We start from the raw sequence: 13,501 nt of genomic DNA on the forward strand, positions 1-13,501 counted from the left end.
CCCTCCCGGACGACGGTGGTCTCCCCTCCACCCTCCGCCGGGTCCGGTCCCGGCACATGGGCCGAAAGTCCCCCGGTCGCGGGCCCACGGCCCCGACCGGTGGACGCCGGTCGGCGGCGCTGGTGGACGTTCGGCGGTCGCCGTCAGGTAGCAGGAAAGGTCACTATCGGTGACGCAGGGTGTTCTGCCGCACACGGATCGGGAAACGCATGTCCAACGTCATACCTGAGGTCGCGGACGTCCACGTGGGTCGCCAGGCCATCTACGACCGGCAGGGCGACGTCGCGGCGTACGAGCTGCTGTTCCGCGACGGGCCCCGGGCCGGCGCCGCGACGGACGGCGGGTCGTTCGCGACGAGCCAGGTGATGGTCGCCGCGTTCACCACCGTCGGCGTCGAGGAGCTCGCCGGCGGGCGGCCCTGCTTCATCAACCTCACCGCCGACTTCCTGCTCGGCGAGCTGCCGGTGCCGTTCGCCCCCGGGCACGCCGTCCTGGAGGTGCTCGAGACCGTCGACGTCGACGACCGGCTCGTCGAGGGCGTCGCCGCGCTGGTCGGCCGCGGGTACGTCATCGCCCTCGACGACTTCGTCCCCGGGTCGGGGCACGAGCGGCTCTTCGCCCTCGCGTCCTACGTGAAGGTCGACTTCCTGGGCACGACGGACGCGCAGCGCCGGGCGATCCTCGCCGCCCGGGCCGCGCACCCGCACCTGCGGTTCGTCGCCGAGCGGCTGGAGACCGCCGACGACGTGGCGGAGGCGAAGGCGCTCGGGTTCGAGCTGTTCCAGGGGTACGCGCTGAGCCGGCCAGCGGTCGTGTCGGCCCGGACGCTGAGCGCCTCCCGGCTGCGCTGCGTGCACCTGCTCGGCCTGCTGATGGCGCCCGACGTGGGGCTGGACCGGGTCGTGTCGATCGTGTCGGGCGACCCGGCGCTGAGCTACCGGATGCTGAAGGCGGTCAACGCCGCCGCGGCCGGCGCCGCGCACCGGGTGTCGTCGGTGCACGAGGCGGTCGTCATGCTCGGCACCGCCCAGATCCGCGACTGGGTGACGCTGATGCTCGTCGGCGACCTCACCGAGGCCGGCGAGGAGCAGACCGCCGACATCCTCGTCCACGCGCAGCTGTGCCGGCTGATCGCGGAGAGCACCGGCGTCGACGGCGACGAGGCGTTCACGGCGGGCCTGCTCGACGCCGTCGCGGGCCTGCTGGGCCTGCCGATCGAGGCCCTCGCCGGCTCGCTGCCCCTGGCCCCGGCGGTCCGCGACGGGCTGCTGCACGGCGCGGGCGCGCTCGGCGACGTGCTCGCCGCGGTCGGCGCCCACGAACGGGGCGCCCCGACCCGCGGCGGCGGCAACCTCCTCATCAAGCACCTGGCGGCCCTCGCGTGGGCGACGAGGACGACGCAGGCCGTCCGCTCCGCCTGATCCGGGACCAAGGTCCCTGGTCAGGAGGGTGACAGCGGACGGATGCTCGGAAGCGTGTGCGAATACTGCGGCTGCCAGACCCTGGCGGCGATCGATGAGCTGACCCGCGAGCACGACACGGTGGTGAACCTGATCGGCGAGGTCCGCGCGGCCCGCGCCGCCGCCGACACCGGCGGGATGGCGGACCTGGCCCGGCGGATCGCCGCGGTGCTCGGCCCGCACACCGAGGTCGAGGAGAAGGGGCTGTTCCCGCTGCTGGCGGGCGAGTTCCCGGACCAGGTCGCCGCCCTGGAGGCGGAGCACGACGCGATCGAGGCGGTGCTCGGGCAGGCCGCCGCCGGCACGCCCACCGACCCCGCGTGGCCCGACCGGTTCGTGCGGATCCTCGACGTGCTGCGCGACCACATCCTCAAGGAGCAGGACGGCGTGTTCCCGGCCGCGCTGATCAGCCTCAGCGGCGCCGACTGGGACGCCGTCGACGCGGTCCGCGCCCGCGTCGGCTCCCCTACGGCCTCCCCAGCAGGCGGTCCAGCACGGCGTTGAGGGCCGGCGACGGCGGGGCGCCCTCGAAGTCGAAGGTCACCACCGGGCAGGCGTCGCGGGTGACCCGCACCTCGCGGGTCTCGCCGAGCACGTCGCGCAGCACGAGGACGTCGACCGTCCCCGGCGGCGCCGAGCAGTGCAGGTACGGGATCTCACCGGCGGTCGCCTCCGCCGCCGCGTTCACCGCCGTGGCCGCGTCACCGGCGGCGCCCCGGTCGGTGACCTGGCGGGTGCGGTCCCACGCGTCCCCGTCGCCGCGCACGTACCGGCAGGCGGTGACGACGGCGAGCGGCGCCGACAGGTAGCGGCGGTCGGCGCCGTAGGTGACGGTCCAGAAGTCGGCGACGGGGTCCGGGCTGAACCTGCCGTCGGCGGGCCCGGTCGTGAGCCGCTGCGCGCAGCCCGCGGCGGGCACGTCACCCGGCCGCGCCGCCGCGAGCGCCTGCGCCACGAACCGGCGGTCGAACGCCTCGACCGCCCGGTCGCCCTGATACCGGGTGACCGTCCCGCGCCGCACGAACCCGCACGCGCTCGCGAACTCGACCGTCGCGCGGCCGCCGTCGCCGTACTCCAGGGTGAGGTACCCGCCGCCGAGGCCCACGGTGAAGCACGGGTCGATGTCGCTGGTCGGGAGGGTGTTCAACGCGGTGACCAGGCCGCCGACGTCGCGGGTCAGCACGAGCCGCCGCGGCGGGCCGGGCCGCCGCACGTGCAGTTCCGGGACCTCGATGTACCGGCAGAACACGGCACGGACCGCGCCGGCCCGGGCGAGGTCGCCGGCCGCGCTGGACGGCAGGTCCCCGTTGCCCCCGCCGAACCGCGCCGGCGGCGCCGCCGGGCAGTCGCCGGCGCCGGGCCGGCCAGGAACCGCCGTGTCCGGCCCGGCCGGCACGCTGGGACCGGGCCTGGCGGTGGCGAAGGCGGCCGCCCCGCCGATCAGCACGGCTGCCACGGCCACCGCGGCCAGCACCCCGGTGAGCCGCCGCCGGCGCCGCACCTTCCGGCCGACCGCCGCGAGCCGGTCCGGCGGCGTCGCGAGCTCCGGCACGAGACCGTCGAGGAGTCGGCCGATGGCCCGGCCGTCGCCGTCAGGACGCGTCATGGTGTCGCACTCCCCCGTCGATTCCCTCGCCGATTCCCTCGTCGATTCCCTCGTCGATGAGCAGCGCCCGCACCGCGTCGTCCTCGCGCAGCGCCCGCAGCGCCCGGAAGGCCAGGGTCTTCACCGTGCCCTCGGTGCAGCCCAGCAGCTCCGCCGTCTCCGCGACGGTGCGGTCCTCCACATAGCGCAGCACGACCACGGCCCGCTGCCGGCCGGTGAGCCGGGCGAGCGCGCGCCGCACCCCGTCCCGCCCGGCCGACTCGGCGGCGACGTCCTCGCCGCTGGCCCGCTCCGGCGGCGCCGCGCTCGGCAGCTCGCCGCGCCAGCGCCGCTGCCACCAGCTGGAGTAGGTGGTGTAGAGGACCCGCCGCACGTACGCCTCGGGGCTGCCGCCGACCGCGATCCTGTCCCAGTGCTGCCAGCTGCGCGCGAGCGCCGTCTGCAGGAGGTCCTCGGCCCGCCCGGCGTCGCCGGTCAGCAGCCACGCCGCCCGCAGCAGCACGTGCGACCGCGCCGCCACGAACTCGGCGAAGCCTTCCGGTGGTGCGGGTGTTCGCGTCATCCGGCCCTCCCGCCGAGTAAACCGGATGGCCGGCACCGGCGGTTGACAGCCGGGTGGCTCAGTGCGGCTTGGCGACGGTGAGGAGGACGGCGGCGTCGTCGAGGGCCTCGAGGGTGTGCCGGGCGTCCGGGATGGCGAGCAGGTCGCCGGCGGCGGCCTCAACGGCGTCGGTGGCGGTGGCGAGCCGGACCCGGCCGTGCAGCACGTGCAGGGTGGCCTCGCCGGGGTTCTCGTGCTCGTCGAGCTTGCGGCCGGCGGCCAGGGCGATGAGCGTCTGGTGCAGTGTGCGCTCGTGACCGCCGTACAGGGTCTGGGCGCTGCGGCCGCTGGAGGCGGTGCGGGCGGTCGCCAGGTGCTGTTCGACGAGTGCGGGCAGCGATGACGAGGACATGTCGGGTTCCTTTCAGGTGGTGCGGCGGGCCAGGGTGCTCATCTTGACGGCGGTGTAGACGGCGGCGGCGAGGGCGACGTCCGACAGCAGCATCAGGCCGATGGCGTAGGAGCCTTCCACGCCGTACACCCAGCCCATGACGAGTGGCGGGACGAACCCGCCGAGGCCGCCTGCCGCGCCGACGACGCCGGTGACGGCGCCGACCTTGTCGGCGGGGGCGACCTTGCCGACGAGGGCGAAGACGGCGCCGGCGGCCGCGCCGAGCAGGGCCGCCAGGCCGAGGAACGCGATGGTGGCCACCGGCATCAGGGCCGGCTGGAACGCCTGCACGACGGCGAAGAGCGCGGTGCCGGTGAAGCACCAGACGAGGACCGGCACGGGGTGGAACCGGTCGGAGAGCCAGCCGCCGGTGGGCCGGGCGATCACGGCGAGGACGACGAACCCGGCGGTGCGCAGCGCGGCGTCGTCGGCGGTGAGCCCGTAGACGGTCTTCAGGTAGGCGGGCAGGTACACGCTGAAGGCGACGAACCCGCCGAAGCCGACCGCGTAGAGGAAGCACAGCTGCCAGGTGACGCCGAGCCGGCTCACGGCCAGGACGCGGGAGACCGCAGAGCCGGCCGGTGGCTGCCGGCCCGGCGCGTCCCGCATCAGCAGGAAGGCGAGCACCGCGTAGACGGCGAGGACGGCGGCCACGATGAGGAACGGCGTGTCCGCACCGTACGCGTCGGCGAGCTTGACGGTGCTGAAGTTGGCGATGGCGGTGCCGCCGGTCCCGATGCCGAACACGCCGAGCGCGAAGCCTTTGCGGGCCGGCGGGTACCAGCCGGAGACGAGCGGGACGCCGACGGCGAAGGTGGTGCCGCCGAGGCCGAGGAAGAACCCGGTGACGATGAGCGCCGGGTAGGACGACACGACGGTCAGGGTCAGCACGGGCACGATGGTGGCGAGGCTGACGAGCGGGAACATGACGCGCGCGCCGTACCGGTCGGTGAGGGCGCCGACCGGGATGCGGCCGAGCGATCCGACGACGACGGGCACGGCGACGAGCAGCGACTGGGCGGCGAAGCTCAGCCCGAGGCGCTCCTTGACGCCGGGCCCGAGCGGGCCGAGCAGCGCCCAGGCCCAGAAGTTCACGGTGAACCCGATCGTCGCCAGGATCAGGTTCCGCCCGGCGCCGGGCGGGGTCACCGCCGGCGCCGGTGGTGCGGCCGCCTTCTTGGTGGCGGGTCTGCCGGTTCTCGCCATCTCATACCTCGGCGGTGGTCGGGCCGGCGTTACCGCCGGCGGGCGGAGGCGTCGTCGGTGGTGGGCAGCTTCGGCGGGCCCTCCCAGCCGGGGCGGGCGGGGCGCAGCCCGGGCCTGGCGTCGCGGCTGCGGTACACCACGTAGGGGCGGGTGAGGTAGCCGACGGGGGCGCTGAACGCGTGCACGAGCCGGGTGAAGGGCCAGAACGCGAACAGCGCGAACGCCATGATGATGTGGACCTGGAACGACGTCGGCACGCCCGCCATGAGGTCCGGGTCGGGCTGGAAGACGAACAGCGACCGGAACCAGGGGGAGATCGTCTCGCGGTAGTCGTAGCCGTCGCCGGCGATGTTCGCCTTCACGGTGGCGAGCAGGCCGAGGACGATGACGGCGGCGAGCACCAGGTACATGCCCTTGTCGTTCTTCGTGGTGGCGGCAAAGACCGGCCCGGTGAGCCGGCGGCGGGCGATGAGGATCGCCATGCCGATCAGGGTGCAGAGGCCGGCGACGGTACCGATGAACACGGCCGACAGGTGGTAGGCGTGCTCGGTGATCCCGACCGCCTCCGTCCACGCCTTCGGCACCACCAGACCGCCGACGTGCCCGATGAGGACCATCAGGACGCCGAAGTGGAACAGCGGGCTGCCCCAGCGCAGGACGGCGGTCTCGTACAGTTGCGACGAGCGGGTCGTCCAGCCGAACTTGTCGTAGCGGTAGCGCCAGATCAGGCCGCCGGCGAGGATCGCGACGGCGACGTACGGATACACGACCCAGAGCAGGACGTTCATCGGCGGCCTCCGGTGGTGTCGACGAGTCCGAACGGTTCGAGGCCGACCTGCTCGACGGGCGGGCCGGTGCGGGCGAGCCGGACGGCGGCGGCGAGGTCACCGGGCTGGGCCGGTGGCAGCATCGCGCGGACCGCCTCGATCGCGTGCCTGTACACGGAGCCGTCGAGGGCCCCGCTCAGCAGGTCGAGGCCGATCCGGTTCTCCCGCAGCAGCCGCCAGCCGTGGTCGGCAGCGGGATCGGGCGCGGCGGCGAGGTCGAGGACGGCGGGCAGGTAGTCGGGCAGCTCCCCGTCGACCAGCTCCAGACCGGCGGCCTTGTACCCGGCTGCGAACAGGACCAGGGCCTCGCCGCGCCGGCGGGTGTCGCCACAGGTGTAGTACGTCAGGTGCAGGCAGCACCGGCGCCGGAAGTCGAACAGCTCCACGTACTCGGCGGTGAGCCGGCCCGCGTCGCCGCCGCGGTGTTCGGCGACGAGCCGCAGCGGCGCGGCGACGCCCGGTGGGAGCCCGTCGAGGGCGGCGGTGATCGTCGGCACCGCGGCCAGCACCTCGTCATCGGGGTAGCGCAGCAGCAGGGACGCCGCGCGGGCGGCGACGGGACGCCAAGCGGTGCGGGCGGTCACGGGTCACCGCCGTCGTTCTTCGGCGGGAACAGGCCCTCCGGGGTGCCCTTGCCGTCCCAGTTGAGCAGGTTCACCCGGGTCTCCTTGTCCGAGGGCGCGGCGCCGGTGTCGGCGGTCTGCCGGTTGCGCAGCATGTGGAAGTTCTCGATCGCGATCGGCGCCGGCGTGCCGGATGACTCGCCGAACGGCCCGTCCTCCAGGCTGCATTCGGTGCCGAGCCGTTCGAGCCGGTGCGCGTCCTCGATCAGCTCGGGGTGGGCGGCCGGGATGACGTACCGCTCCTCGTACTTGGCGATCGCGAGCAGGCGGTACATGTCGTCCATCTGTGTGCCGGTCATGCCGACGGTGGCGGCGATCGACTCGTCGCGCTCCTCGCCGAGGTTGATCCGCCGCTGATAGGAGCGCATCGCGGCCAGGCGGCGCAGCACGGCGGTGACCGGTGCGGGGTCGCCGGCGGTGAACAGCCCGGCGAGGTAGTCGACGGGGATGCGCAGCGCGTCGACGGCGCCGAACAGGTTCCCGACCTCCTCGCCGTCGTGGCCGGTCCCGGTGAGCGCGTCGACGACCGGCGACAGCGGCGGGATGTACCAGACCATCGGCATGGTGCGGTACTCCGGGTGCAGCGGCAGCGCCACCTCGTACTTCATGATGAGGTCCCAGATCGGGGAGCGTTGCGCCGCGGCGATCCAGTCCTCGGGGATGCCGGAGGCGCGGGCCGCGGCGGCGACCTGCGGGTCGTTCGGGTCCAGGAACACCGACCGTTGCGCGGCGTAGAGCTCGCGCTCGTCCTTGACGGCGGCGGCCTTGCCGACCCGGTCTGCGTCGTACAGCATCAGGCCGATGTAGCGCAGCCGCCCGACGCACGTCTCGGAGCAGATGGTCGGCTGGCCGATCTCGATCCGCGGGAAGCAGAACGTGCACTTCTCGGCCTTGCCGGTGCGGTGGTTGAAGTAGACCTTCTTGTACGGGCAGCCGGTGACGCACATCCGCCAGCCGCGGCAGCGGTCCTGGTCGACGAGCACGATGCCGTCCTCGGCCCGCTTGTAGATCGCGCCGGACGGGCACGACGCGGCGCACGACGGGTTGAGGCAGTGCTCGCAGATGCGCGGCAGGAAGAACAGGAACGCCTTCTCGTACTCCTGGCGGACCTGGTCGGACAGCTGCGCGAGGATCGGGTCGCCGGCGGCGACCTCGTTGCCGCCGGCGAGGGAGTCGTCCCAGTTCGCCGACCAGGTGACCTTCGTGTCCCGGCCGGTGAGCAGCGACTTGGGGCGGGCGACGGGGGTGTCGTCGCCGGCGGGCGCGGTGAGCAGGTGCTCGTAGTCGTAGGTCCACGGCTCGTAGTAGTCCTGCATGGACGGCAGCTTGGGGTTGGCGAAGATGCTGAGCAGCTTCTTCACCCGGCCGCCGGCGCGCGGCTTGAGCCGCCCGGTCCGGGTGCGGGTCCACCCGCCTTCCCAGCGTTGCTGGTTCTCGTACGTGCGCGGGTACCCCTGCCCGGGGCGGGACTCGACGTTGTTGAACCACACGTACTCGACGCCGGACCGGTTGGTCCACGCCTGCTTGCAGGTGACGGAGCAGGTGTGGCAGCCGATGCACTTGTCGAGGTTCATCACCATCGCCATCTGGGCCATGATGCGCATCAGTACTCGACCTCCTGGGACCGGCGGCGGATGACGGTGACCTCGTCGCGCTGGTTCCCGGTGGGGCCGAGGTAGTTGAACGCGAACGACAGCTGCGCGTAGCCGCCGATGATGTGGCTCGGTTTGATCAGCAGCCGGGTGAGCGAGTTGTGGATGCCGCCGCGGCGGCCGTTCGTCTCGGCCTTCGGCACGTCGATGACGCGTTCCTGGGCGTGGTACATGTACACGGTGCCCTCGGGCATCTTGTGGGTGACGACGGCACGGCAGACGACGACGCCGTTGCGGTTGACCGCTTCGATCCACTCGTTGTCGGTGACGCCGATCTTCGCGGCGTCGGCCTCCGACATCCACATCGTCGGCCCGCCGCGCGACAGCGTGAGCATGATGAGGTTGTCCTGGTACTCGGAGTGGATCGACCACTTCGAGTGCGGGGTCAGGTAGCGCACGGTCAGCTCCAGCTCCCCGGTGCGCCCGAGCCGCGGCTCGCCGAAGAGCTTGTGCATGTCCAGCGGCGGGCGGAAGACCGGCAGTTCCTCGCCGAGCTCCTGCATCCAGTCGTGGTCGAGGTAGAAGTGCTGCCGCCCGGTGAGCGTGTGCCAGGGTTTGCGGCGTTCGACGTTGATGGTGAAGGGCGAGTAGCGCCGCCCGCCGTGCTCGCTGCCGGACCATTCGGGGCTGGTGATCACCGGTACCGGCCGGGACTGCGCGTCGGCGAACCGGATCTGCTTGCCCTCGTGCTCGCGGGCGAGGTCCGCGAGGCGTTGCCCGGTGCGCCGCTCGAGGAACTCGAATCCTTCGGTGGCGACGCGGCCGTTGGTGGTGCCGGACAGGGCGAGGATCGCCTCGCACGCGCGGATGTCGGTGTCGAGGCGCGGGCGGCCGTCGGCGACGCCCCCGCGGACGGTGCCGTTGATCTTCTTCAGGAACTCGATCTCGGGTTTCACGTCGACGGTGACGGCCTTGGTGGTGGTGCCGAGCCGGTCCAGCAGCGGTCCGAGCGAGGCCATCTTGTCGGCGACCGTGCCGTAGTCGCGTTCGACGACGATGAACTTTGGCATCGTGCGGCCCGGCACGGCGGCGGTCTCGCCGGCCTTCCAGTCCCGCACGATCCCGCCGGGGGTGGCGAGCGCGTCGGGCGTGTCGTGCTGCAGGGGTGCGGCGACGATGTCCTTGCGGACGCCGAGGTGCGGGCCGGCGAGGTCGGAGAACGCCTTGGCGATGCCGTGGAACGCGGTGAAGTCCGTCCTGGTCTGCCACGGCGGGTTGATCGCCGGCGTGAACGCGTGGATGAACGGGTGCATGTCGGTGGTGTTGAGGTCGTGCTTCTCGTACCAGGTGGCGGCGGGTAGCACGACGTCGGAGAACAGGGTGGTCGACGTCATCCGGAAGTCCAGCGACAGCAGCAGGTCGAGCTTGCCCTCGGGCGCCTCGTCGTGCCAGACGACGTCCCGCGGCCGCTTGTCCGGTGGCGCCTCGGCGGCGCGCAGCGACGCGTCGGTGCCGAGCAGGTGCCGCAGGAAGTACTCGTTGCCCTTCGCCGACGAGCCGAGGAGGTTGGCCCGCCAGACGGTGAGGACGCGGGGCCAGTTCTGCGGCGCGTCGGGGTCGGCACCGGCGAACCCGAGCCGGCCGTCGACGAGCTCCTGGGCGACGTGCGCGGCCGGGTTCTCCGGGTTCGCGGCGAGGGCCTCGTCGGCCACGTCCAGCGGGTTGCGGTCGAAGTTCGGCATCGACGGCATCCAGCCGAGCCGGGCCGACTGCGCGAGGAGGTCGGCGGTGTGCCGGCCGGCGAACGCGCCCTTCGCGAGGGGTGAGGTGAGCACGTCGGCGGTGTACTGGTCGTAGCGCCACTGGTCGGTGTGCAGGTACCAGAACGCGGTGCCGATCATCTGCCGCGGCGGCCGGGACCAGTCCAGGCCGAACGCCAGGTGCGCCCAGCCGGTGACGGGCCGGCACTTCTCCTGCCCGACGTAGTGCGCCCAGCCTCCGCCGTTCACACCCTGGCAGCCGGTGAGCGTCGTCAGCGTCAGCATCGCCCGGTACGTGGCGTCGGAGTGGAACCAGTGGTTGGTGCCGGCGCCCATGAGGATCATCGAACGGCCGCCGGAGCGTTCGGCGTTGTCGGCGAACTCCCGCGCGATCCTCGCGACCTGCGCTGCCGGCACGCCGGTGATCGGCTCCTGCCACGCCGGGGTGTACGGCTCGGCCGGGTCGTCGTAGCCGGCGGGCCACTGCCCGGGCAGTCCGGGGCGGGCCACGCCGTACTGGGCGAGCATCAGGTCGTACACGGTGGTGACGAGCCGGCCGCCGACGGTGGCGGTCGGCACGCCGCGGCGCAGCAGCTCGGGCGTGTCGTTGTCGAAGCGGGGCAGCACGACCTCGACGGCGTCGCCGCCCTCGCAGCTCAGCCTGGGCGTGATCGCGCCGAGGTCGAGGTTCCACCGGCCGACGCCGGCCTCGCTGAACCGGTGGCCGAGCGAACCGTTCGGCACGGCCGGCGCGCCGGTCGTGGTGTCCCACAGCGCCGGGCGGAACGCGGCCTCGGGGTCGGTCTCCCCGAGGTCGGCGGCGGTGATGAACTTCCCGGGCCGGTAGCCCTGCTCGCACGGCTCCAGTGCGACCAGGTACGGCAGGTCGGTGTACCGGCTGACGTAGTCGGCGAACCGGGGGACGGTCCGTTCGACGAAGCACTCCTTGAGCACGACGTGCCCCATCGCCATGGCGAGGGCGCCGTCGGTGCCGGGCTGGGCGGGCATCCACTCGTCGGCGAACTTCACGTTGTCCGCGTAGTCCGGGGACACGACGACGACCTTCTGCCCGCGGTAGCGGGCCTCGGCCATCCAGTGCGCGTCGGGGGTGCGGGTGACCGGGACGTTGGAGCCCCACATCATCAGGTAGGACGCGTCCCACCAGTCGCCGGACTCGGGCACGTCGGTCTGGTCGCCGAACATCTGCGGCGACGCGACGGGCAGGTCGGCGTACCAGTCGTAGAACGACAGCATCGTGCCGCCGATCAGCGACAGGAAACGCGCCCCGACCGCGTGCGACACCATCGACATCGCGGGGATCGGCGAGAACCCGGCGACGCGGTCCGGCCCGTACTGCTTGATGGCGTGCACGTGCGCGGCGGCGACGAGCTCCTGCGCCTCGTCCCACGAGACCCGCACGAGCCCGCCCTTGCCGCGCGCCCGCTGGTAGGCGCGGCGGCGCTGCGGGTCGGCCTGGATGTCGGCCCACGCCGCGACCGGGTCGCCGAGGCGGGCCTTCGCCTCCCGGTACATCTCGACCAGGATCCCGCGCGCATACGGGTAGCGGACCCGGGTCGGCGAGTACGTGTACCAGGAGAACGCGGCGCCTCGCGGGCAGCCGCGGGGCTCGTACTCCGGCCGGTCCGCGCCGACGCTCGGGTAGTCGGTCTGCTGCTGCTCCCAGGTGATGATGCCGTCCTTGACGTACACCTTCCACGAGCACGAGCCGGTGCAGTTGACGCCGTGCGTGGAGCGGACGACCTTGTCGTAGGACCACCGGTCCCGGTAGAAGCTGTCCGCCTCCCGCCCGCCGATCTGGTGCAGCGTCCGCCCGTCGGTGGACACCTCCGCCCGGCGCACCAGCCCGCCGACGCCCAGCAGCGCCCTGCCCGCTTTTTCGGTCGCGCTCGTCATCGCCACGTTCCTCCGTATATGACCTTGAGAATCAGATTCGTCCTATTCGTGCCGACGGGCAAGCCGAACGCGTGATCCCATGCCATCTGACCGCACCGAAATCCCGGGCGACCGTGCCGAAGGTCCCGAGTTGATCGGGACCATCAGACCGAAGCGGGCGCGCGGGACCCCCGCCCCGGCGGACGGCACGCCGCCCCTGCTACCCGGCCGGGTCCGTGCCACACCCGGCGAACGGTCACCGGCCAGGCGTGGCAGGGGCCCGCGCCGGCCGTGGCGCCGCGGGGGCAGCGGCGGCCTCGAACAGCGGCGTGCTCAGGTACCGCTCACCGGTGTCGGGCAGGATGACCACGACGGTGCCGCCGGCGAGCTCCGGGCGCCGGGCCACCGTGTGCGCCGCGTGCAGCGCGGCGCCGCCGGACACCCCCACCAGCACGCCCTCGGTCCGGGCGAGCCAGCGGGCGGCGGCGCGGGCCCGTTCGACGTCGACCCAGGCCGGCACCACGAACGTTTACCGAGTCCTGACCGCGCTCGACGCGTGGAAAAAGATTTATATCAGTAACTCTATCTATGTGATTTCTGATTTACTTGTATAGTTTCTGAGCAGCTGTTCGGAGGTTTTGCCACCGTGACTGTTCGGTCGCTTGATCCCCTACGGCCGGCCGCGTGATCACCGGCGCCGCACCCCGCGCGGCGCCCGGAAGGCAGGAGGCGACATGAGCATCTACGACACCATCGGCGGAGCGGCAGCGGTCCAGGCCGCCGTCGAGCAGTTCTACGCCCGCGTCCTCACGGATCCCCGCCTCGAAAGCTTCTTCACCGGCGTCGACGTCCAGCGGCTCAAGACGCACCAGCGGGCGTTCATCACCGCGGCGCTCGGCGGCCCGCAGATCTTCGCCGGCCGCGACATGGCCGCCGCGCACGCCGGGCTGGGAATCACCGACGCCGACTTCGACGCGGTCGTGGCCCACCTGGCCGGCACGCTGACCGACCTCGGCGTGGCCGACGATCAGGTGGCCCAGATCGGCGCGGCACTGGCCCCGCTGCGTGGGCAGATCGTCACGACGACGGACTCAGTCGTCGCTCCGTAGCCGCATCGGGCACGGTGGCGACGACGAAGTCCGAGCGGGTCCTCAGCGCACTCGCGAGCGCCACCTGATCGCGTGCCGGGACCTGTCAGGCGGGGACCGGCGTGCGGTGCAGCCGGATCTGCCAGGTGTCGGGGCCGGACTGCAGCCATTCGGCGGCGAACCGCCCGGCGTAGCGCCGGTCGATCTCGGCCAGGAGCGGTCGCGGGGCGTGCGGGGCGACGAGGACGAGGGCACCGTCCTCGGGCAGCGCGTCCAGCGCGTCGAGGACCCGGCCGTGGCGCTCGCCGTGCGGCAGGTCACGGACGTCGAGGCGCGGGTCGATGGACAGCAGCGGCGCGTCACCGGCGCCGCCGGCGGCATCCCCGCCGCAGCCGCAGCTCCCTCCGCAGCCCTGCGTCGCTTCGTCGTGTGACATGGAACCCTCCACTGGTTT

At 72.9% G+C, this 13,501-nt stretch carries 13 protein-coding genes; 3 read left to right on the forward strand and 10 right to left on the reverse strand.

The genetic code is table 11. The features are described from left to right. Positions 1–209: 209 nt before the first annotated feature. Both ABD332_RS30570 and ABD332_RS30575 read left to right on the forward strand, forming a co-directional pair. Positions 210–1,421, forward strand: coding sequence for an EAL and HDOD domain-containing protein (locus ABD332_RS30570; RefSeq protein WP_344505795.1), 1,212 nt, complete (start codon positions 210–212; stop codon positions 1,419–1,421). A gap of 42 nt (positions 1,422–1,463) precedes the next feature. Then, positions 1,464–1,964 (forward strand): hemerythrin domain-containing protein, encoded by a 501-nt coding sequence (locus ABD332_RS30575; protein ID WP_344505796.1) that lies wholly within the window; start codon positions 1,464–1,466, stop codon positions 1,962–1,964. On the opposite strand, the gene ABD332_RS30580 is transcribed toward ABD332_RS30575, so the two are convergent. From ABD332_RS30580 to ABD332_RS30620, 9 genes are all read right to left on the reverse strand, one after another. After that, positions 1,927–3,066, reverse strand: coding sequence for a hypothetical protein (locus ABD332_RS30580; RefSeq protein ID WP_344505797.1), 1,140 nt, complete (start codon positions 3,064–3,066; stop codon positions 1,927–1,929). The two genes, ABD332_RS30575 and ABD332_RS30580, sit on opposite strands and share 38 nt — an antisense overlap. Further along, positions 3,053–3,628, reverse strand: coding sequence for a SigE family RNA polymerase sigma factor (locus ABD332_RS30585; protein ID WP_344505798.1), 576 nt, complete (start codon positions 3,626–3,628; stop codon positions 3,053–3,055). Before ABD332_RS30585 ends, ABD332_RS30580 begins: the two co-directional genes overlap by 14 nt. 58 nt (positions 3,629–3,686) lie before the next feature. Beyond that, the gene (locus ABD332_RS30590) at positions 3,687–4,019 is read right to left on the reverse strand and encodes a cupin domain-containing protein (RefSeq protein ID WP_344505799.1); all 333 of its coding nucleotides are present in this window, start codon (positions 4,017–4,019) and stop codon (positions 3,687–3,689) included. A gap of 12 nt (positions 4,020–4,031) precedes the next feature. After that, positions 4,032–5,264 (reverse strand): MFS transporter, encoded by a 1,233-nt coding sequence (locus ABD332_RS30595; protein WP_344505800.1) that lies wholly within the window; start codon positions 5,262–5,264, stop codon positions 4,032–4,034. A 29-nt stretch (positions 5,265–5,293) separates the two neighbouring features. Beyond that, complete coding sequence (gene narI / locus ABD332_RS30600; protein WP_344505801.1) at positions 5,294–6,052, reverse strand: respiratory nitrate reductase subunit gamma; 759 nt, start codon at positions 6,050–6,052, stop codon at positions 5,294–5,296. Beyond that, complete coding sequence (gene narJ, locus ABD332_RS30605; RefSeq protein WP_344505802.1) at positions 6,049–6,675, reverse strand: nitrate reductase molybdenum cofactor assembly chaperone; 627 nt, start codon at positions 6,673–6,675, stop codon at positions 6,049–6,051. Before narJ ends, narI begins: the two co-directional genes overlap by 4 nt. Further along, complete coding sequence (narH, locus tag ABD332_RS30610; protein WP_344505803.1) at positions 6,672–8,318, reverse strand: nitrate reductase subunit beta; 1,647 nt, start codon at positions 8,316–8,318, stop codon at positions 6,672–6,674. Before narH ends, narJ begins: the two co-directional genes overlap by 4 nt. Continuing rightward, on the reverse strand, positions 8,318–11,980 hold the full coding sequence (locus tag ABD332_RS30615) for a nitrate reductase subunit alpha (protein ID WP_344505804.1): 3,663 nt from the start codon (positions 11,978–11,980) through the stop codon (positions 8,318–8,320). Before ABD332_RS30615 ends, narH begins: the two co-directional genes overlap by 1 nt. A gap of 235 nt (positions 11,981–12,215) precedes the next feature. Beyond that, positions 12,216–12,479 (reverse strand): pyridoxal-phosphate dependent enzyme, encoded by a 264-nt coding sequence (locus tag ABD332_RS30620; RefSeq protein ID WP_344505805.1) that lies wholly within the window; start codon positions 12,477–12,479, stop codon positions 12,216–12,218. A 214-nt stretch (positions 12,480–12,693) separates the two neighbouring features. Between ABD332_RS30620 and ABD332_RS30625 the strand changes: the two genes are divergently transcribed. Then, positions 12,694–13,068, forward strand: coding sequence for a group I truncated hemoglobin (locus ABD332_RS30625; RefSeq protein WP_344505806.1), 375 nt, complete (start codon positions 12,694–12,696; stop codon positions 13,066–13,068). An 85-nt stretch (positions 13,069–13,153) separates the two neighbouring features. Here ABD332_RS30625 and ABD332_RS30630 read toward each other — a convergent pair whose 3' ends face one another. Beyond that, on the reverse strand, positions 13,154–13,483 hold the full coding sequence (locus ABD332_RS30630) for a DUF2249 domain-containing protein (protein WP_344505807.1): 330 nt from the start codon (positions 13,481–13,483) through the stop codon (positions 13,154–13,156). Positions 13,484–13,501 lie beyond the last annotated feature (18 nt).

This window comes from Dactylosporangium maewongense (assembly GCF_039531485.1).
Classification (GTDB): Bacteria; Actinomycetota; Actinomycetes; order Mycobacteriales; family Micromonosporaceae; genus Dactylosporangium; species Dactylosporangium maewongense.

What these genes read in the sequence shown, in the direction of transcription:
- ABD332_RS30595 (WP_344505800.1), bottom strand. Translation starts at nt 5,264, where the DNA reads ATGGCGAGAACCGGCAGACCCGCCACCAAGAAGGCGGCCGCACCACCG.
- ABD332_RS30575 (WP_344505796.1), top strand. Translation starts at nt 1,464, where the DNA reads ATGCTCGGAAGCGTGTGCGAATACTGCGGCTGCCAGACCCTGGCGGCG.
- ABD332_RS30630 (WP_344505807.1), bottom strand. Translation starts at nt 13,483, where the DNA reads ATGTCACACGACGAAGCGACGCAGGGCTGCGGAGGGAGCTGCGGCTGC.
- ABD332_RS30570 (WP_344505795.1), top strand. Translation starts at nt 210, where the DNA reads ATGTCCAACGTCATACCTGAGGTCGCGGACGTCCACGTGGGTCGCCAG.
- ABD332_RS30625 (WP_344505806.1), top strand. Translation starts at nt 12,694, where the DNA reads ATGAGCATCTACGACACCATCGGCGGAGCGGCAGCGGTCCAGGCCGCC.
- ABD332_RS30580 (WP_344505797.1), bottom strand. Translation starts at nt 3,066, where the DNA reads ATGACGCGTCCTGACGGCGACGGCCGGGCCATCGGCCGACTCCTCGAC.
- ABD332_RS30590 (WP_344505799.1), bottom strand. Translation starts at nt 4,019, where the DNA reads ATGTCCTCGTCATCGCTGCCCGCACTCGTCGAACAGCACCTGGCGACC.
- narH (WP_344505803.1), bottom strand. Translation starts at nt 8,318, where the DNA reads ATGCGCATCATGGCCCAGATGGCGATGGTGATGAACCTCGACAAGTGC.
- ABD332_RS30615 (WP_344505804.1), bottom strand. Translation starts at nt 11,980, where the DNA reads ATGACGAGCGCGACCGAAAAAGCGGGCAGGGCGCTGCTGGGCGTCGGC.
- narI (WP_344505801.1), bottom strand. Translation starts at nt 6,052, where the DNA reads ATGAACGTCCTGCTCTGGGTCGTGTATCCGTACGTCGCCGTCGCGATC.
- ABD332_RS30585 (WP_344505798.1), bottom strand. Translation starts at nt 3,628, where the DNA reads ATGACGCGAACACCCGCACCACCGGAAGGCTTCGCCGAGTTCGTGGCG.